At 48.0% G+C, this 18,840-nt stretch carries 23 protein-coding genes and 2 pseudogenes; 4 read left to right on the top strand and 21 right to left on the bottom strand.

All coding sequences use genetic code 11. From position 1 onward, the window contains the following. Positions 1–3: 3 nt before the first annotated feature. The 11 genes from ppiC to BLV48_RS13750 form a co-directional block, all read right to left on the bottom strand. A complete protein-coding gene (gene ppiC / locus BLV48_RS13800) occupies positions 4–282 on the bottom strand; it encodes a peptidylprolyl isomerase PpiC (RefSeq protein ID WP_091827380.1) in 279 nt (92 codons plus the stop codon). Between the two features lie 24 nt (positions 283–306). Next, on the bottom strand, positions 307–675 hold the full coding sequence (locus BLV48_RS19600; protein WP_091827379.1) for a GFA family protein: 369 nt from the start codon (positions 673–675) through the stop codon (positions 307–309). Between the two features lie 72 nt (positions 676–747). Beyond that, entirely contained in the window at positions 748–1,122 is a 375-nt protein-coding gene (locus tag BLV48_RS13790) for a nuclear transport factor 2 family protein (protein ID WP_091827378.1), read from the bottom strand. Between the two features lie 81 nt (positions 1,123–1,203). Continuing rightward, entirely contained in the window at positions 1,204–2,442 is a 1,239-nt protein-coding gene (locus BLV48_RS13785; protein ID WP_091827377.1) for a hypothetical protein, read from the bottom strand. A 78-nt stretch (positions 2,443–2,520) separates the two neighbouring features. Then, the gene (locus BLV48_RS13780; protein ID WP_091827376.1) at positions 2,521–3,066 is read right to left on the bottom strand and encodes a DUF6624 domain-containing protein; all 546 of its coding nucleotides are present in this window, start codon (positions 3,064–3,066) and stop codon (positions 2,521–2,523) included. Between the two features lie 247 nt (positions 3,067–3,313). Beyond that, a complete protein-coding gene (locus tag BLV48_RS13775) occupies positions 3,314–3,658 on the bottom strand; it encodes a hypothetical protein (RefSeq protein ID WP_091827375.1) in 345 nt (114 codons plus the stop codon). Positions 3,659–3,849: 191 nt separating this feature from the next. Beyond that, the gene (locus BLV48_RS13770) at positions 3,850–4,251 is read right to left on the bottom strand and encodes a putative signal transducing protein (RefSeq protein ID WP_091827374.1); all 402 of its coding nucleotides are present in this window, start codon (positions 4,249–4,251) and stop codon (positions 3,850–3,852) included. A gap of 93 nt (positions 4,252–4,344) precedes the next feature. Beyond that, on the bottom strand, positions 4,345–4,779 hold the full coding sequence (locus tag BLV48_RS13765; protein WP_091827373.1) for an HIT family protein: 435 nt from the start codon (positions 4,777–4,779) through the stop codon (positions 4,345–4,347). Positions 4,780–4,880: 101 nt separating this feature from the next. Next, positions 4,881–5,423: a hypothetical protein gene (locus tag BLV48_RS13760; protein ID WP_139253929.1), complete on the bottom strand. Its 543-nt coding sequence runs from the start codon at positions 5,421–5,423 to the stop codon at positions 4,881–4,883. Between the two features lie 733 nt (positions 5,424–6,156). Further along, positions 6,157–6,744 carry a class GN sortase gene (locus tag BLV48_RS13755; RefSeq protein ID WP_091827371.1) on the bottom strand — a complete coding sequence of 196 codons (588 nt, stop codon included), beginning with the start codon at positions 6,742–6,744 and terminating at the stop codon, positions 6,157–6,159. Continuing rightward, positions 6,741–8,795: a marine proteobacterial sortase target protein gene (locus tag BLV48_RS13750; RefSeq protein WP_175527682.1), complete on the bottom strand. Its 2,055-nt coding sequence runs from the start codon at positions 8,793–8,795 to the stop codon at positions 6,741–6,743. Before BLV48_RS13750 ends, BLV48_RS13755 begins: the two co-directional genes overlap by 4 nt. 228 nt (positions 8,796–9,023) lie before the next feature. On the opposite strand from BLV48_RS13750, the gene creB reads away from it, so the two are divergent. Next, a complete protein-coding gene (gene creB / locus BLV48_RS13745) occupies positions 9,024–9,692 on the top strand; it encodes a two-component system response regulator CreB (RefSeq protein WP_091827369.1) in 669 nt (222 codons plus the stop codon). Next, on the top strand, positions 9,689–11,155 hold the full coding sequence (creC, locus tag BLV48_RS13740; protein WP_091827368.1) for a two-component system sensor histidine kinase CreC: 1,467 nt from the start codon (positions 9,689–9,691) through the stop codon (positions 11,153–11,155). Before creB ends, creC begins: the two co-directional genes overlap by 4 nt. Before the next feature lie 89 nt (positions 11,156–11,244). Here creC and BLV48_RS13735 read toward each other — a convergent pair. The 5 genes and pseudogenes from BLV48_RS13735 to BLV48_RS18785 form a co-directional block, all read right to left on the bottom strand. Then, a pseudogene (locus BLV48_RS13735) lies at positions 11,245–11,769 on the bottom strand (transposase); the annotation flags it as partial. Between the two features lie 12 nt (positions 11,770–11,781). Continuing rightward, positions 11,782–12,153 (bottom strand): hypothetical protein, encoded by a 372-nt coding sequence (locus BLV48_RS13730; RefSeq protein ID WP_091827367.1) that lies wholly within the window; start codon positions 12,151–12,153, stop codon positions 11,782–11,784. 106 nt (positions 12,154–12,259) lie between these two features. Further along, entirely contained in the window at positions 12,260–12,766 is a 507-nt protein-coding gene (locus tag BLV48_RS13725) for a Clp protease N-terminal domain-containing protein (RefSeq protein ID WP_091827366.1), read from the bottom strand. Next, positions 12,759–12,998 carry a helix-turn-helix domain-containing protein gene (locus BLV48_RS13720; protein WP_091827365.1) on the bottom strand — a complete coding sequence of 80 codons (240 nt, stop codon included), beginning with the start codon at positions 12,996–12,998 and terminating at the stop codon, positions 12,759–12,761. Before BLV48_RS13720 ends, BLV48_RS13725 begins: the two co-directional genes overlap by 8 nt. Before the next feature lie 107 nt (positions 12,999–13,105). Then, complete coding sequence (locus BLV48_RS18785; protein WP_139253928.1) at positions 13,106–13,633, bottom strand: hypothetical protein; 528 nt, start codon at positions 13,631–13,633, stop codon at positions 13,106–13,108. Positions 13,634–13,714: 81 nt separating this feature from the next. Between BLV48_RS18785 and BLV48_RS13710 the strand changes: the two are divergent. Further along, a pseudogene (locus BLV48_RS13710) lies at positions 13,715–14,592 on the top strand (IS5 family transposase). A 214-nt stretch (positions 14,593–14,806) separates the two neighbouring features. Here BLV48_RS13710 and BLV48_RS13705 read toward each other — a convergent pair. Beyond that, on the bottom strand, positions 14,807–15,343 hold the full coding sequence (locus tag BLV48_RS13705; RefSeq protein WP_217633024.1) for a hypothetical protein: 537 nt from the start codon (positions 15,341–15,343) through the stop codon (positions 14,807–14,809). Positions 15,344–15,508: 165 nt separating this feature from the next. Then, the gene (locus BLV48_RS13700) at positions 15,509–15,781 is read right to left on the bottom strand and encodes a hypothetical protein (RefSeq protein WP_091827362.1); all 273 of its coding nucleotides are present in this window, start codon (positions 15,779–15,781) and stop codon (positions 15,509–15,511) included. A gap of 331 nt (positions 15,782–16,112) precedes the next feature. Between BLV48_RS13700 and BLV48_RS13695 the strand changes: the two genes are divergently transcribed. After that, positions 16,113–17,063, top strand: coding sequence for an IS110 family RNA-guided transposase (locus BLV48_RS13695; protein WP_091827451.1), 951 nt, complete (start codon positions 16,113–16,115; stop codon positions 17,061–17,063). A 28-nt stretch (positions 17,064–17,091) separates the two neighbouring features. On the opposite strand, the gene BLV48_RS13690 is transcribed toward BLV48_RS13695, so the two are convergent. The 3 genes from BLV48_RS13690 to BLV48_RS19220 form a co-directional block, all read right to left on the bottom strand. Further along, entirely contained in the window at positions 17,092–17,571 is a 480-nt protein-coding gene (locus BLV48_RS13690; protein ID WP_091827361.1) for a hypothetical protein, read from the bottom strand. 57 nt (positions 17,572–17,628) lie between these two features. After that, positions 17,629–18,594, bottom strand: coding sequence for a DUF4238 domain-containing protein (locus tag BLV48_RS13685; protein ID WP_091827360.1), 966 nt, complete (start codon positions 18,592–18,594; stop codon positions 17,629–17,631). Positions 18,595–18,626: 32 nt separating this feature from the next. Beyond that, a partial coding sequence (locus tag BLV48_RS19220; protein WP_217633023.1) for a hypothetical protein occupies positions 18,627–18,840 on the bottom strand: 214 nt, incomplete at its 5' end.

The raw sequence follows: 18,840 nt of genomic DNA, 5'->3' as shown, positions 1-18,840 counted from the left end.
TGATCAGTTACGGTACAGCGTCTTGATCAAATGGTAGCCGAAGCGGGTCTTGATCGGCCCGTGTACCTTGAGCAAGGGGCGCTTGAATACCACGTCATCGAATGCTTTCACCATGTCGCCGCGATGAAACTCACCCAGATCGCCGCCGCGCTTGCCGGACGGGCAGATGGAATAGCGCTTGGCCAGTGCATCGAACTTCTTGCCCCGTTTCAACTGGTCAAGAATATCCAGCGCCTCTTTCTCGGTCTTTACCAGTATGTGCAGTGCGGCTGCAGTCGCCATATCGTGTCTCGCTACCTTGGTTTGTTAACTGATTTCTAGCCAGCAGGCTCTGGAGTCTTGGTGAGCCTGTTTAATCTTCTTAGGATAAAATGAGGTATCAAGTGTTGCGACTGCAATAGATATCCAGTCTGGAAACTTTTCACTACCGCTCCACTCTATGTTGGAACCACATACACTACAAAACTTGCGGACAATGTTCTCGGATGAATTGTATGACGAAAGGTGTGCTTCACCCGAGACATATCTTAAATCCGATTTCGGTAGACTTGCATAAGTTGCAAAAGCAGCACCATGTTGCTTTTGGCACATTTTGCAATGACAGTGAGTTGTAGCTTTTGGCTCCGAGAGAAGCTCAAAAACCACTGCTCCACATAAACAGCTACCTTTGTACATAATCTTTCCTGAAACAGCTCATGCTGAGCACAGCGGCGACCATCGGCCGTGTACTTCTGAGACTTGTTAATTTTAGTTTCGGGCTGCGCTATAGCTCAGACTGACAACTCGCCATGCAGTACCATCCCACGTCCAGGTCTCGGAAAATGCGATTATTGGCCCTTGGGATTGTCCAGAAGTGGTGTACCCCTGACCAGTGACAGTGGTGGTGCTACCAGAATCCTGAATGGTTAACTCAGTATCGTTTTTTTGCCCGCCTTGGGGAAACCAACTTCCATTACGCTTGGCTGAGGAGATTGCGTCGATCTGAGATTTCTTGGATTGGATACCACGCGCGGTAGTGACCGTAAAATTGTCTGCCTGGACTCGAGCAAGGTGCTCAACGTCACCTGCGAAAAAAGCGGAGTACCATTTTTCTCGTACTTGTTTCAGATCTTCATTATGCATGGACTGCCCCCTACCTTCTTTAGCAATTAACACCACTCCGATGGAGTCTGCCGGTGATTGATGATGTGTTTGTCAGGCATATTATTCAAATTGAAATACCAACGGTAAAACAAAAGAGACGATGAGCGACCATACTGCATATATGGGCATATATCTCGCGATGATAGACTCAAGATTTGAGAGCCCTTTTCCGTCTTTTATGTGACCAATATACCCAGATAACAATAAAACCAAATGAACAAAAATAAGGATGTTTGCGCCAGACACTACTATCCGGTTTAAAGTGACACCGTACTCTGCCCAACGAAACAAAATTGCAGATAGTGCGACTAAGTTTACTATCAATGTTGACCCAATCAAACAAATATTTATATAGTCTGAAGCCTCTACTGCAGCTGCTCTTCTTTTTCCAGATATTGAAAAAATAGTTAATGCCAATATTACAATCAAAAGCCCATTGAAAGTAATAAGAAAATCTCTGTCAGTATAAGGACTCTTACCCTGATAAACTGTCGCGATCAAGTAGGCCAAAATGGTAATAAGGAAAAGTGGTGAAAATACGTTAGATAATATTGGAGCAAATTTACTTTGACGATTTTGAACCGAATCGAATAAATAAGTTGCGACTACTGGTGAAGAAACAAGTCCAATTACAACAACGTACTCCATATACCACCTATCAATAGGCAGATCTATAAGGCTAAAAAGGCCTAGAGTAAGCGCTGTTAGAATAATGCCACCCAGCAGTATAAGTACAGAATATATACCCATTTCGCCAAGATACCGGATAAAATTTATCCTTGAGTCAACATTAAGCCATTGATCAGACATGAAGCTAACCGCTAAAAGGCTCAATGTAAATAATGGCAGATGAATCAATGCCATTGTTATAGAGGCTGATCGAGAGTTATCGGGGATAACCAATAGGTATGAAATGCAAGCAGCTAATGCCAAAACTATAAACCATGCAAATTTTTTCTTGCAAGTTGAGATTATAAAATAAGAAATTATTGCAGAAATGGTTATTATTGGAGCAAACCTAGAGTAGTACCAATCATCATGAACGTCGAATATCGATGGTATTTTTACAAAAAATCCTGCAATAGAGCATATTATGATTAGATGGAAGGTGGATATTTTGGGTGCTGCAATTTTGGGCAAGTAGCTTAACCGAGCATGCCAAACATTCAACGTTTCAGAGTTTTTTTCAACCAATAAAGCCTTTTTTAGGTCAGCCTCAAATAGCTCAGGTGAGTTTCTATAGGCTTCTTCTAAGGATTGGGGCTTATCTATATTGTCTAAAATAAAGTTATCTGACATATTTATTGCCTAACGCAGAGCGCACCGGCCTTCCTGGCGCAGCGAAGCGGAGACCAGGACGTTCGAGAGTGCGTTTGGTTAACGGGTGTGCTGGGTATTGGCACGACGCTTCCGCTCCTGCTCGGTCATTTGCTCCAAGCGCTCCTCCAGGGAATTAAGCCCAAGGCGAGCACGGCGCTCATTAACCGTAGCAGAATCCTCAATGGGAAACGGTGTTGGCCACCCATCTTCATCAATATCAAACTGGGTGCCATAATATTGGGGCTCGCCGGATAGCGTCCGTACTCGGTCCTGAAGGAACGCCAATTGCCAGCCTGCCACATCTTCTCTCACAATGGCATTTTCCAGCAGGGAAACACATTCCGCCATGAACTCGATATCTGAAACGGAATGCTGAGCGACAAGCCAAGCAGCCTTGGCAGCATCCTCACCAACCAACGAAATGCTGGGCCAACCATGAGCACCGATAATCTCCTTGAGGCGAGAAGCGTTGTGCTCATGTAGAGCTTTCATCCGGGGATGATAAGACTCAGATGGCAGTTCTCCGGAATCGAAAAGTTGCTGCAATAATCGCTGGTCTTCCGTCATCATCGTGACCAGTTCATCTGCAAGATTCTGATTCATGGGCTTCTTCCCTGTGAGCGAGGCGAACGATTTTGAACGCCTGGTTATGTATTTTCATTATCACTACCGCTCTCTTCTTTTAAGGCTATCAATGTTACCCATGAACTAATAGCCCCTACAATTATGTTTCCCGGGAGAACGATGAGTAGCCATAGAGGACCTAAACCAAAATCATCGGTTAGATCGGATCCGCATAGAGACGGAGGTCCCAGCCCACTTGTGTGCGAATGAAATTCTTTGTTAGCTTTCAGCCTGAATATATATAGACGTAAGAAACAAGTCCTAAAAGCCACGGCCCACACCAAATCGCCAGGAATCCAAGAAACGTAATAATGCCTTCCACACCTCGTGTTGCAATTAGATATGCTGGGAAAGAAATAGGCCATAGAATGTAAATAAGAAACCCAAAGTCAAATGGTCGGTGAATATTTCGGGCTTTTGAATCTTGAGCAGACCACATTGTGGATAGTATAAAGAACATAAATGCCCAAAGTGTCTGGGTTAAATCAGAGACCACTTCACCCTTTGCATTCATGATAATTTCGTCAGCCCCCATTCCTAGGGACATGAGAAGTAGCACAATGACATACATCTCTCTCTAATCCTTCTGAAAAGCTAACATTTAAAAACAGCCGGCGCGTTGTTCCATTGGCCTCAGAATAAATAGCAAATAACTTCTCTGGAAAATTATAAACTACTATCTGATTTAATTCTTACAGTGATTTTTTTACTAGTAGGTCCCAGTGAGTGAAACGAACGTTTTTCAACGTTTTCAATGTTTTTTTATGTTTTCCAGAAATATCCACATTTCTTACATCTTAAGCCATGTTTATAGAAGAATAATGGAAAGCCTAAAAATATGAAAACTAAAAATGCACTTCTTTTACCTTTTGTATAATTCTCGACATCCAAAGATTCACATTGAGGACATTTTTCAATAGGCATATCAAACTCAGAGTTGACGCTATCAGAAAAATCCTCTTTCAGAATATCGAGCGCACTCACTGAAAATTCACATGGTACTTGAAGCCTTACACCACCCATTGCATTAGAGTAAAGCCACTGCATATTGACGGTATGTTCATCCGCTACGAATGAAGGAATTCCCTCACTTTCTAATAGCCCTTTAGCTATATTGGCCTCATGCGGAAAAGAAAATCTTGCTACGGTTACTAAAGTACCCACGCCCCCTCCCTGAAGTCATAACGCTTGCAGCACGCGTGCCCACGAAATGGAGCCGGAGGCGCAATGCAGTGGGCGTCGCTGTGCCTGCATTTTTTATGCATGTGGACTTTCTAATTGTGCAATGATTAACGCAGCTATCTCTTCAAGCTTCCCAACCTCTTCAAACTGCACGCCATGGTCTTTTATCACCAACAAAGGACCTGGAAAAACATGAAAATGAAAATGCCCCACAGTTTGACCGGCAGAAGAGCCATTGTGCTGGAATATGGTTGACCCAGTCACCCCCATAGCGCGCTCGAGAGCTTTACCTATTTTCTGAACGGTTAGCATGCATGCTTGAGCAGCTTCTGCAGACAGATCGTAAATTGTGACCGCTTGTTCCTTGGGTACTACTAATACGTGACCATCCTTCTGCGGCATTATATCCATGAATGCGAGCGTTAAATCATCCTCATAGACCTTTACACAGGGGGCCTCTCCAGCAATGATCTTCGCGAAAATATTATTAGTGTCGTAGATTGGTTTCACTGATTTCTCCAGCTTACGGAAATGTATAACGCCGGCAACACGCGCGGTTACGGAATGGAGGCGCAGCCGCAATGCAGTAACCGTCGCCGTGATTGTATTGGTTAGGCATCGATGCCGCCCAGTCCCGCTTTGACTCTCCGTACTGAATTGGCATACGAATGAGCCATACCGGCTGAAATTACTTCTGACTCCGCATGAGCAACACGATTACGTAAAGCGGCCAAGTCTAAAATTGCTCTGATTGTTTCGTCGCTGACTCTTCCAGATTTGGCAAGAAGATCCACCAACGAGCGCACACTTGTCTCCTCGTATGCACTTATACCAACGAGATCACGGATAACGCTCTCAAGCTCGCTCCACGAGCACATAACTAAGTCCGTAGGCACAGTCGCTATGCGACTAAATCTCGGAGTGTCAGGACCGCGTTCTTCCACATTATCTGAGCGTTTAGGCTCTGGCAGATCACGTTCTACCTCAGCAAGAATCTTGCTCGCTTCCCGTTCGAACTCAAGCTCCAAATCTTTGTATTTAAGCCTCTTAAGCGTTGGCACCAGTTTTGACAAAGGTGCACGCAGCAAGCCAACCACCACGACTATCGTGAATGGCCAGACTACCAACTCAACTACTTGCACCCATGTTTCCATACTTATGATTGCCTAACATTATTAATACTGCACATGCGCATATTTGCTCTCAGTCGCAGACTGGAGAGCTGTTGTAAGCATATGAAGAGAAAGGATAAGTCGAGATACCACAGTCATTCTCCTCCGGTGAAAACGAGCTTGCGCATTTTGCAGCTTTGCCGTGCGCAGTATCCTGCAACGGCCAGTCCATAGTCCTCTGATAGTGAACGATTTTTCAGCCTGTTACCAGTCGCAAATGAGCACCGGTACGCGATAAAGTGAGCGCGGAGAGCATGTTGCCATCAATACACTGTATAAAATCACAAAAAGTCAGGTTGACTTTTCCACAGGTGCTCGGCGCTCGAAACGATTGGATGACTCTTGTGAAGTTCCTCTCTGTGCGCTGGACCGCCCCATAGCCGGGATTACAAGAGGTGGCCCGAAGCAAATGTTAGCTGGGTTGTTAACCTAACCTAGTATACAAGCCGTTCAGTATTATCATTAACGCTGAACACAGCGGTGACCTTGGAAGGGCTACGAAGGAACCATGGAAAGGACGTCCGGCGGCTATCGGCCGCGTACTGCTGCGACTTGTTAACATTCAGTCCCGAGGCGCTCAATTTCCCTCATCATCAAAATTTGGTGATTGGCGCATACCAAAAGCATTCCACATCAAATCGATCTTAGGCCTCCTAGTCAGCCTCACACAGAAGGTATTGAGCACTGATCAATATGATGAACATTATGCTTTTACTCAGTATGCAGGGGGCTTCTCAGGCTCAACAGCAGAGGCCATCACAACCAGCCGCTGAGTTCCTCCTGCGGTGAGCGCATCAAAAGGATAGCAGGTCACCAGTATCAGTCCATCTGGAAAGGCAGTGGGCGTCAGCCGGGTAACGGCCGAATCCACCACCTGAATCTGATCAACCTGGTATGTCACATTTCCGTTATGGTCGCTGAGCATCAGCGTCTGGCCTGGTTGTATATTCCTCAAGAAGCTGAAGTGGGTATCTCTGTGTCCGCTGATAATCCGTGCGGCATGGGTCATCGCATGTGCCTGCATATTTTCACCGGGACCAAAAGCCAGCGAGCTGCCACTGTCTCCGGCCAGTACAATCTGATCAATGTCCATATCAGGCACGCTCAGACGCGCAACCGGCCAGTGGTCGGCCCAGGGCCAGGGTTTTACTGCTGTACCGCTGTCCAGACTTTCGGCCCAGGCATCGGCCAGCAGCCATTGCGCCAACCGGGCTTTTACAGGAATCCACAGGGCTGTTGAGGTGAGGATCAGACCAGCAGCCACAAGGGCTGCCAGTATGAGGTTACGGATGCTGAGGGTCATGCACACCACCTTGAACCGGACTTTCTGCGCCGCTCCACAATCATGACGGAAAGTGCTGCCAGCAGGGCGGCAAGTCCTCCGGCGAGGGGCAGCTGATACCCGGTAGCGCCCTGGGCCATCCCCAGATCAAGGCCGTGGGGTTTGGCTGCAGGCACCACCAGCGTTTCGCTCCCTTCCTGTTCAGGACGGACAGGTGTTTTATCAACGGCAACCAGGCTGGTGTATGGCGTAACCAGGTGATATTGAAGACCCAGCGCAATGATTTCAGAACGGATCTGTTCTTCGCTGACACCTCTGAGATAGCCACGGCGCCAGTCCTGCACCGCACGCTGGGCCCAGTCTGTCATGATACCCCGGGTATTATCCGCCGGTGCCAGTGTCAGTGTTTCCTGCCAGGCGGCATCACCGGTACGACCACTGATACGGACTTCGCCTGTGCCGTTTGCCAGTTTCATCGACACCGCCAGCGGCTCACCGGAGTAAAGGTCAGGAATTACCGATGGCATCAGGTCTTTAATCCCATCGCCTTCGATCCTGATATCGGTCATGGCCGGTTTTTCCAGCTTGCTGAAGAGCGTTTGCATACTGCTTTCAGATTCAGACGGAGACGCAATATACGTAAAGGTACCTCGCCCGGCTACTGCAGCCTCTTCCATAAAGTAACTGTTGGGTGCGCTGCCAATACCCACGGTGAACAGGCGGGTGTTATCGAGACGGCTGCGGATCAGATCAAACAATTGCTGTTCGTTGGACACACTGCCATCGGTGATAAACACGATCTGGCGCAATCTGGGAGTGTCATCATTGCTGCGTATGCCTGACAGTGCAGCAGTCAGTGCAGGTGCCATTTCGGTACCACCGCCTGCCTGCAGTGAGTTGATATAGCTGGCGGCCTGCTGACGGCGCCGGATATCGGCTATAACCGGCTGGTTAAAGAGTGTATCGGTTGAAGAGTTAAACTGAATCACGTTAAACGTGTCATCAGATGCCAGCCCGTCTATACCGGCCTGCAGCGCTCTGCGCGCGGCTTCAATTGAGGTACCGGCCATGGAACCTGACGTATCAATCACAAAGACCACTTCTCGGCTGTAGCGTGCTGTGTGCAGATCCTGAGGCGGCATAAGCATCAGCAGACCATAGTGTTCATCCCCATGCTGCTCAGAGAAAAACGCCGCCGAAGGTTCGGCGCTTTCCACCGGTGTCCAGTTCAAAACAAAATCACGGTAGTCATCCGGCTCATCCGCCAGCAGGCTGATGAGGTAGCGGCCATCTTCTGTCTGTTGCTGACTGATCTGATGTGAAGGGCTGTCCAAAGAGCTGAGTCTGAATCCAGGTTGCAGACTAAGGCTGATCTCAACCGGTCCCGGAGTAGGGCTGACGGCGTTGTCGTCATCGCCGCTTGTGGCTATCACGGTTTTACGCTCACCCGGCAGTACCTGCCAGCCGCTGCTCAGGGTTGCCAGTCCCTCAACCACACGGCGCACTTCTCCGGGCTGTACCGGGTTATAACGTGGGGTGATTGCCAGCGGAAAACCGGCGCTGAACCGGCCATCTTTCCAGACCAGTGTCTGCTGGTACTCAATACTGATGGTGACCTCGCCACCCGGCGGAATATTGGCAACGGATGTGTGAAACAGGTTGGGGCGGTCCTGCTCGGTGAGCGCGGCGTTCTGTCCCTGAGATTTTGCCTGCTCGTAGGTTGCCCGGGCCTGCTCTTTTTCCTGAATATCACCCTCGATAATGCGGTCTCCTATCTGCATTTTCAGGTGATCAACGGCTGCCTCACCGGGCAGAGGGAACAGATACAGTGCCTCTGCCCAGTTATCTGTGGGGTTATGGAATACCTGGGTCACCTGAGCGCGCAGTACAGAACCTGTAATCTCCATGGCCACACGGGTGCTGACCAGCGGCATATCCTGTTTTTGCCCCTGCTCATCACGGGATACCAGGGTACCGTGGGTAACCGCATCAGCTACCGCATTCTGTGCACACCCCATCATCAGACAGGCCAGAATCAGTGGGCGAATGCCCTTGTGTGAAAATGTATGCATTGCTCTTCTCCTCATTAATATGAGGCGAGTATCTGCTTTCTGTTTGAGGAAAATGTGAAGTGAGTGTGGAGTCCTGTTTTTCTGTGAAATAAGAACGCCAGGTTACATTCAGGCACAGGTGGCACACACCCTGGTGGTAATGTAAGCGGCTTTACACTCGCTGATCTGCCAAAGATAATGTGGGCCTCTGCACCACTTATGGACCGGCGTTTTAACAGAGGGAACACCATGGCGGTACTGATTGTTGAGGATGAACCCTCTATTGCTGACACCATACGCTATGCTCTGGAAACCGAACGGATGGTTAATATCTGGGTCACCACCGGGCAGCAGGCTCTGGATGCACTCAGCGAGGGTAATATAGAGCTGGTTCTGCTGGATATCGGCCTTCCCGATATGAGCGGATTTGATGTCTGCCGGGTCATCAGGCAGGCATCCTCTGTGCCGGTGGTGTTTCTGACCTCCCGCCATGAAGAGATCGACCAGGTGTTGGGCCTTGAACTGGGCGCTGATGATTACATCACCAAACCCTTCAGCCCCCGGGTACTCACGGCCCGTATCCGTGCTCGCCTGCGTCAGCCTCAGGAAGCTGCGAATATCAGCTCTGCCGGCTTCAGTCACGATGCAGATGGCGCCAGAATCATGCTGAATGGTATCTTGCTGGATCTGAGCCGCTATGAATACCGCCTGCTACTGTTACTGATGAGCAATCCCGGTAGAATCTATTCCCGTGAACAGTTGATGCAACAGGTGTGGGAAGAGCCTGAACGCAGCTTTGACCGCACTGTCGATACACACATCAAAACCCTCCGGCGCAAAATCCGCGACATCAGCGCAAACTGCGACCCGCTCAAAACCCGCCGTGGCCTTGGCTACAGCTTTGAGGCGGATGCATGAGCCTGAGATCACGCCTGATTCTGGTGTTTCTGTTTTCAGTGCTGACAGGCCTTGGCAGTGTGGTTTACTGGGTACTCGATGAGCTGGAGCCCCGTTATAAAGAAGCTCAGGAAGAGATTCTGGTCGATATATCAGAAATGATGGCTACTTTGATCGCGAATGAAGGTGTCAGCTTCAGCGAAAGCGGTGGCACCGTGATCGACACACATCTGGCTGAACGGCTCTTTGCAGGGCTGGCCGGCAGGCCGCTAAACGCACAGATTTATGATCTGCTTAAAACCGAAGTTGATCTGAGAATGTATATCACCGATGCCAGAGGCACCGTGATTTTTGATTCCCATTACACCGATACCGGCCGCGATTATTCCCAGTGGCGCGATGTCTATCTGACTCTGCGCGGTCATTATGGTGCCCGCAGCAGCGACGATGTGCCCGGTAATAGTGATACCGAACGGCTCTATGCCGCAAGCCCGGTGCTGTATCGCGGTGATATTATCGGTGTGGTGTCCACCGGAAAGCCCACCCGCAACATTAACCGCTTTATCAGCCACCTGAGCACCAACCTGCTCTGGATTTCACTGGTCGCTGCACTGGCAACGCTGTTGACCGGTCTTGTGATCACCCTCTGGATTACACGGCCTTTGCACCGCCTTGAACAGTATGCCAGAGGGGTTTCCAGAGGCGAACGCCCCGTGCTGCCAGCGCTTGGTCATAATGAAGTTGGACGTGTGGGTAAAGCGCTTGAAAGCATGAAAGCCGCACTGGATGGCAAATCCTATGTGGCAGATTATGTGCAGAGCCTGACGCACGAACTGAAAGCCCCGATCGCCGGTATCCGTGGTGCCGCAGAGCTGTTGCAGGAACCAATGTCCGATGCTCGGCGCAATCAGTTTCTCAATAATATTATTGAGCAGGGTTCAAGGATGCAGGAGCTGATCGAGCGCTTGCTGAAACTGGCCGCCATTGAATATCAGAGCAGCCTGGAACGACACGACAGAGTTGTACTGAAAGAGCTGATCACAGCAGTCTGCCGGAGCCTTGAAGACTACGCCAGCCGGCACAGAGTCAGCCTTGAATACAGCTGTGCCCCTTCCTTGTCCATCACCGGCGACACTACCCTGCTGCAGGATGCACTGAGCAACCTGATCCGGAACGCCATAGAGTTCTCACCGCCGGAGTCAGCTGTACTGATCGGTGCCATACAAAACGATGCTTCTGTTTACATCAGCGTAAAAGATTCCGGGCCCGGTGTGCCGCCTTTTGCTGAAGAAAAACTGACCCAGCGCTTTTTCTGTCTGCCCCGGACAGATGGCAGCAAAGGCAGTGGGCTGGGGCTGAGTTTTGTTCATGAGATCATGCAACTGCATAACGGAAAGCTGAATTACCACCGCGAAACGGAACCACCAGCCACTGTGTTCTCACTGACACTGCCAGCTGAGTCTAGCCTGCCGAACGGAGTTTGATTTTATAGACTGAGTCATAATGGTATTCCTTCAATGGCATTTTCTCTCATTCAAAGTCACCATCGCATATCAGACAACTTTCAGCCTTCACGTTTAGCTTCCTCATTTTTCGCACGAAGACTGGTCTTCAGATACTCTGTGCGGATTCTGACCTTATTGATCCGAGGGCGCTTTTTCAGTGTCTTCAGCTTGAGATCGTGCTCGTTTGCGGCAGTTGTACTGAAACTGTGTGTGATGCCGGTGCGGGCATGCTCGTACGTTTTGTTCTTGGTGGAGCAGGGGGCTTCGATGATAGTGGCATCAACCAGTGAGCCCTTTTTCAGAAGGACACCGGCTTCAGACAGCTATTGGTTCATCTCCTCAAAAACCTGCCGAGCTAGCCCGTGGCGTTCCAAAAGATGGCGGAAGTTCAAGATGGTGGTGTAATCGGGAATTGCTTTATCCAATGACAACCGAGCAAACAGGCGCATGGAAGCAATTTCATACAGTGCATCCTCCATGGCCGGATCACTGAGGTTGTACCATTGCTGCATACAATGAATCCGCAGTATGGTGGACAAGGAGAACGACCGGCGGCCATTGCCGGGCTTGGGGTAATGAGGTTCGATAACAGCTTCACCCCTTTGTTAAGTTTTCGCTCCGGCATACCCCCCTAAAATTCCACCCAAAATAATTGGAATATAATTCATGTGGATACTCATTATTTTGAGGGGGCCAGATGTGACAGATAAAGCTGTGAGCAACACTATGATGGCAGCTACAAAGTAGACTCTTGAATCGATTTTTCTAACACCCAGCCAGACTCCTAATATTGTGACTAGCAAGGTGTATGGCGTAGACCAATACATAGCGTTTTTCGACCTAATGACATCAATGATTTCATTGCTTTCATCGAAGCCTTGTGAAATGAGGTAGAAAACCACCGCAAGATAGCCAACAATTCCCAATCCTATGGTGATGACCAAGCCAAATATTGTTCCCTTGACGTACTGATTCATGCTTTTCCTTGAAACTTAACGCCGCCAGCAGGGGAACGAAAACAAGAGCGAAGCGACGGTTTTTGTGTCCCTCTGGCTGGCTTTATTAGATGCAATTTGCTTCATACTATATCGAGACGAGCTCGTCTCTAGCTGCTTTGGCTAGCGATTCTCTGTCAACCCCCAGAACTTTAAACGCCCTCGGTACCACACCATACTCTATGGAAGCAGCCACGATTATTACATGGGCTCCTTGTAGAGGACGAGTTTTATCCTCTTTTTTTAACGTATAAAGAGATTTTATTAGATCTTGGCCTGAAGGCTGCGAGTCGTGGAGGATTTTGTCTGATTTTATAGGCTCAGGTTCAATCTCAGTAACTTGCTCACTGATACCGACAGAGCTTAGCGCGTCATCATACTGCGCTTTAATGGCATTTTGGAATTTTTTGGAATCGATTCCTAATTTGTTAAATGCTCGCTTAGCCGTACCGTCTTCTAAACAGAGCGCAGAGAGGACAAAGTGCTCAGCACCGGGTTTTTCTTCACCCATGATATTTGCCTGTTCATCTGCTCCGGGTATTAATTTTCCAATGGTTTTCATATCTCGAAAACGTAATAGAAGACGTTTAAACATTACTTTTCCCTTTTCGACCCGTTGTGTTCTGAATGTATGCTGCGTGGCGTTTATGAGCTGCTTGCTTTGAAACGCCCAGTGCTTCAGCGACCTGTGACCAACTCCATCCTTGGGCAATAGCTTCTTTGACGGCTTTTCTTTCCAACTTATCTGCCATACGGCGAAGCGCAACTACAGCAACGAGCGCGTCTTCGGGGTTGTTCGGTGATGGAAGTGATTTTATCTCTGTCATTCGTCAACAATAGTTGACGAATAGGAGGCTGTCAACAAATGTTGACGAAACAGAAACGAAGGTAGGACCTCTACTGGCATCTAACGCCGAAGCACTGCTGCGCCTTGTTATGCGCGTTGAGCCACCTTGCGAGACGCCACGATGAATATGATTAGCGGCAGCCATACCAAAATAGCCAGAATGGTCGCTTTCAAGCTATAGGGCGCGAACATTAGCCCGTAGACCGCCCACGCTGGAAGGTTGAGCCAGACCGACACACTGTCGGATGCCCAAAACCCCTGACAGTGAAAACCAATCACCATTGCATCAGTAAGATAGCAACCAACAGATTCAGCGGTCAGCGCACTACGCCCGATGAACAATGCAACGAGGATATCTGCCAACACTGCCAAACCGATCAATGTCAGCGCTCCACCTGATAATTTTTTAGTGATTGACCAGTTCATCATTCTGCATAACGCCGCCAACAGGCGACCATTTGTAGTGGAGCCAAAGGCGGAACGGAAAATGGGTCGCTCTGCTTGGCCTTGATACTCATTGAGCCTTCTCCCCAGCCTAGGGAAGGTGTGATCAAGTTCGCCACATGGGATAATGCTGACTGCACATAATCGAGGACGCATCAGATGGATCAGCAACTTACATTCTCGGACAGCGAGTTCAGCAACAAGCGCTGTCAGACCCGCAAGGAGAAACTCCTGGGCCGAATGGACAAGCTGATTCCATGGGCGCGTCTCGAAGCCGTTATCGAGCCCCACTATCCCAAGGCTGGAAACGACCGTCGGCCGTACCCCTTGTCCACTATACTGCGGATTCATTGTATGCAGCAATGGTACAACCTCAGTGACCCAGCGATGGAAGATGCACTGTACGAGATTGCCTCAATGCGGCTGTTCGCAGGCTTGTCACTGGATAAAGCCATTCCCGATCACACCACCATTCTGAAGTTCCGGCACTTGCTCGAACGCCAAGGCTTGGCCCGACAGGTTTTTGAAGAAGTGAACCAATGGCTGTCTGAGGCCGGTGTCCTTCTTAAAGAAGGCTCGCTGGTTGATGCTACTATCATCGAAGCCCCAGCTCCACCAAGAACAAAACGGGCGAGCGATATCCGGAGATGTATCAGACCAAAAAAGGCAACCAGTGGCATTTCGGCTTGAAAGCTCACATAGGTGTGGATGCCCGCACCGGTATCACACACAGTTTCAGTACAACTGCCGTAAACGAGCACGATCTCAATCAGGCTGACCAGCTACTGCACGGTGAAGAAGCATTCATCTTTGCTGATGCGGGTTACCGGGGCGCCGAAAAGCGAGATGAGCTGAAAGATGTCAGTGCGGATTGGTACATCGCTGAACAGCCAGGGAAGCTGAAGACCCTGAAAAAACACCCTCGGATCAATAAGGTCAGAATCCGCACCGAGTATCTGAAAGCCAGCATCCGTGCGAAAGTTGAGCATCCGTTCCGGATCATCAAGTGCCAGTTCGGCTTCGTGAAAGCCCGTTACCGTGGCCTGAAGAAAAACGACAGCAAGCTGGCCATGCTGTTCGCGCTGGCCAATGTTGTGCGGGTGGACCAGATGTTGAGAGCACAGGGTTAATCCGTCTGTACTGCCTGAAAAGTCGGTTGCAGTTGGTTAAAAGAGGCGGACGTGCGCATTTTATGAGCCCCAGCACAGAGAAAATGCAGTTTTAATGGCGCTGGTGGGACTTGTTCATACGTTCCCTAACGTCGCCGTAACGGGCCGAAGCTGCGTAGTAGCGAAGGTCCAAGCCCAGCAAAGCTGGGCTGAACGTTGACGGCTTTGTTAGGTTTTAAATATTCCATGTTAACGCTATAAGTGCTACGAAAAAGTAAAGAATATATGGAATTGGTTTTCCGTATCTTTGTAAAAATATTTTCTTGCGTAAAAAAATTGAAAGAAATAAGAATAACAAGAACAGCATGGCGAATGTATAAATATAGATGTTGCTAAGGCTTGGTACTATTTGGGCTTTGAATAAGCGTAGATTCTCAACACCTGCTCCTGCCTTCAGAAGAATTTCTGTTTCTTCGTTCTTTGATATTTTGAAGTCGCCGTAGTTTAAGGTCTGATAGTACCTCCTACCCGCACCAGTAATTGCAGATTTTTGAATTATATTGGTTTTGGAGTATTCGTAAGTTTCTGAAGTGATATGTATCGACACCGGTACTTTGGTGGTAACAGTATCAATATCACCTCCGAAATTTACGATCAGCCTGAACTCAGAAGTAACCCCTGGGTTTACCAAGCATGCCCCTTCGTTCGTTGTTAGAAGATCAATGCTGCAAACTTTATCTCTGCCAAGGAGTTCATAGTTAAAGGCAGCCAAGTAGCAACAAAGAAAGAAGAGGGAAGCTCCGAATAGAGACTCTGTAAACGTAGGTAGCCGCATCGTAAACCTAACGCCTTGCACACGGGCCGACTGAGGCGCAGCGTAAGGAGGTCCGAGCCGCGCAGCGGCGCTTTGCGTGCTGAAATTTGTTATGTGTTTTACTCAACACGCCGACTCCAGTTTACGGATAAAAGGCTTTACCGTGGGGTGAGCTTTTACCCAATGTATACCGAGAAATTCCTCGACACTGCGACCATTTAATATTTTTTGCAATTCTTCAGCTGTATTCGCGTGAAGGAGGGCGTGGCAATTGTGCATTACAGTTTCACTTAGCACTGCGCCAGGATCACCTAGTTCATCGCCCCATTCTTTCTGAATCGCTGAAACTAGCTTTCCGGCCGCTTTCCTCACTTCTGTTTTCTTCGCAGGCATCATTTATTGTTCCGAGACTCGTAGCTCACTAGGACACATAACGCCGTGCTTAGGGGCCGTAGTGAAGCGCAGCGTAACGGAGGTCCCAGCGCAGCGACTACAGCACCTTGTATGGATAATTCTTTGCGTTTTCCGGGTAAATTGGGACCCACCTTCAACGGCCATTGAGGGCCTTCATGCAGCAGCTCGGTGTAGCGCCGGCTCCTCTTTCGAGAGACCGATAACAAGTGTGTAGCGCTGCATGACTCGTTAGCGATAACTCGAACAGTCATCGGCACCCAAAGGGCATCACAGGCCCCGAGCCCGCATAGCAAGGCAGAGTTAGCCTATGACCATACACACAGAAAGCCAAATTGAAATCAACGTCGGCGTTGATGTCGGCAAATCCAAACTCGATATCGTCCTGCATCCGCTGGACCTCCATTTCCAAATTCCGAACGACGAGGAAAACATTCTCAAGGTCATTAACGTACTGAAAAAGCGCAACATCAAACGCATTGTGGTCGAAGCCACAGGGCGCTATGAGCACGCCTTCGTGTTCGCCTGTGACCAGGCCAATCTTCCCATTGTTGTCGTCAACCCTATCAGTGTCAGACGCTACGCCCAGGTCATCGGTATACTTGCCAAAACGGATAAGGTCGATGCTAATCTCATCGCCCATTATGCAGCAACTATCCAGCCTAAAATCAAACCTATCGCGGACAAACAGTCTCGTTTGATCAAGGACTTACTTGTTCGGCGTACTCAGTTGCTCGAAATGCAGACCATGGAGAAAAACCGCCTCCAGATCTTACCCAAAGCCCTGCACCGTTCTATCAAAACATTGCTGCGCTCGCTGGAAACGCAGATCAAGACTATCACCAAACAGATCGACGAAGCCATTATGCAGGTCAAGCATTGGCGCACCCAAACCGAGATCCTGATCAGTGTGCCGGGCGTCGGTAAAGTGCTCGCCTACACTTTGCTCAGCGAACTGCCTGAACTCGGCAAGCTCAACCGCAAAGAGATAGCTGCACTCGTCGGTGTCGCACCCATGAACCGCGAAAGTGGCTCCTGGAATGGCAAACGGCGCATCCGCGGAGGCCGTCACCGTATCCGCACGGTCATGTTCATGGCGATGCTGTCATCGATCCAATGCAACCCTGTGTTCAAACGCTTCTACGAGCATCTGAAAGCCCAGGGCAAACTGCCTAAAGTGGCCATCATCGCCTGCATGCGCAAGCTGATCGTGGTGCTCAACACCATGCTCAAGAATGAGACACGATGGGGCGAAAATATGGCTTAAATATTTAACTAGACACCACAGCTACTTGTTATATCTTTTGCTCAATCTCTCGTAATTTCTCTTGTGCATAGCCAGTTGACCCATCGTATTTTTCGGACATGTACTCAAATAGGCAATTTAATGCAGACAACTGCTGCCGAGATAGCCAGGAAAAATTATATGCTGAATCAGGGCTATTTAAATCCAAGTGTTCAAAGTATGACGGCAGAAACCAATGAAGATTTTCAGACAGATCTCGTTCTTTTATTATAATTCTTAGCATTGACGGAAGCAGCCAAATGACGGCTTTCTGGCTTATAGTAGAAAATTCATCGTACAAAACCATTACGCCTTCATAAGGAAGTTCTGGCTCTCGAAATTTAGATATACCAGAACTTATGATTTTCCGCATTCTATCGGACTCGTCATATACATAAAGGTCATCTTCCGATGGCCTTTCCACGAACGGAAATGCATTTTCAATTCTCTCCAATACTTCTTCTTTTGTTAAATAGCCTTCGTATTCCATGGCACACACTTTCTTGAAGTATAACGCCCGCGTAATAGGCGCGAGCTTGCTAGCGTCCTAATTGACGCGTTTGTTATGAGTTTTTAACGCCGCTTCAGAGCTTCCAAATACAGTGCGATACGATTTATCAACTATTTTTTCGTTGAATATTTTTACATCTTCAAGTCCAATTGAGTAAGCTAAGTGATTATAATCTTCCGATTTATTAATCATATAGGCGTATTTAGGTGATAAAGGGATATAAAAATCAGCACTTTCCGGTGCCTGTCTTTCTTTAATCGAAGCCAAAGATGAATGCACATTAATGATAGGATTATCACTGGTTAAAAATGGGTGGCCAGTATCATTGGTAATGAATATATGATTATCCCTATCTTTTGACTCGTACAAACTACACCCAATACTTATGCCAAACATGAAGCTTAAAAACCACCAATTTTTTTCAAGGAGCTCTAAGAGCTCTTTGTATTCGACTCCAATATCTGGATTCGATTTAATGGCCCTCATCGACTTTTCTTTAAAAGATTTTGTTCTCGACATTTGATGACCGACATATGAACAAAACGCAATCATGTTATCTTTTGACATTAGACATTCGGAATTGCCTTGTGCCAAATTTGAGATTACTTCGACCGCGGTGTCTTCAATAAAAGAATGCAGATTCTCCAAGCTATTGTGTTCTATTGCCTTCTGAACAGACAAAATCTCCTCTGGAACATGTTTTACCCTAGAAATGAAACTCGATACATTTGATAGTTTTATAAAATCATCTAGGTGTGACATATGAATTTCTTGAAGAAACTGCGGCGAGCTCGCCGAAATTTTCTTTATAAACTCTATATCCATATGATTTAGCTTGCTTATCTTGTAGAAGTCAGTTTCTCTTGCAAGCCCTTTGACGCTATCACAAGCAATTTTACCTTTTTTTGATATATAGAATATATTGTTATCTGTCGCCCAACTCTTTAGATAAAAACTCCAAACATAATGATGATTTCGTTTAATTTGCTTATGCTTTTTCATAAAACTTGGCAATCCCTAAATCCTTGGGTGACTCATAAAATTATAATACTGTGCATGCGCATATTTAATCTCAGTCGAAGACTAGGAACGTTGTCGTAAGCACCTGAAGAGAAAGAAGAAATCGAGATACCACAGTCATTCTCTTCCGGTGAAAACGAGCATGCGCGTTTTGCAGCTTTGCCGTGCGTGTTATCCTGCAACGGCCAGACCATAGTTACCTGATACTGAACGATTTTCCCGCCTGTT

Origin of the sequence: Marinobacterium iners DSM 11526 (assembly GCF_900107855.1) — a bacterium.
In the GTDB taxonomy this organism is placed as follows: Bacteria; Pseudomonadota; Gammaproteobacteria; order Pseudomonadales; family Balneatricaceae; genus Marinobacterium; species Marinobacterium iners.
The sequence above is the reverse complement of the archived record's forward strand: the minus strand, read 5'-3'. Positions and strand labels throughout refer to the sequence as shown.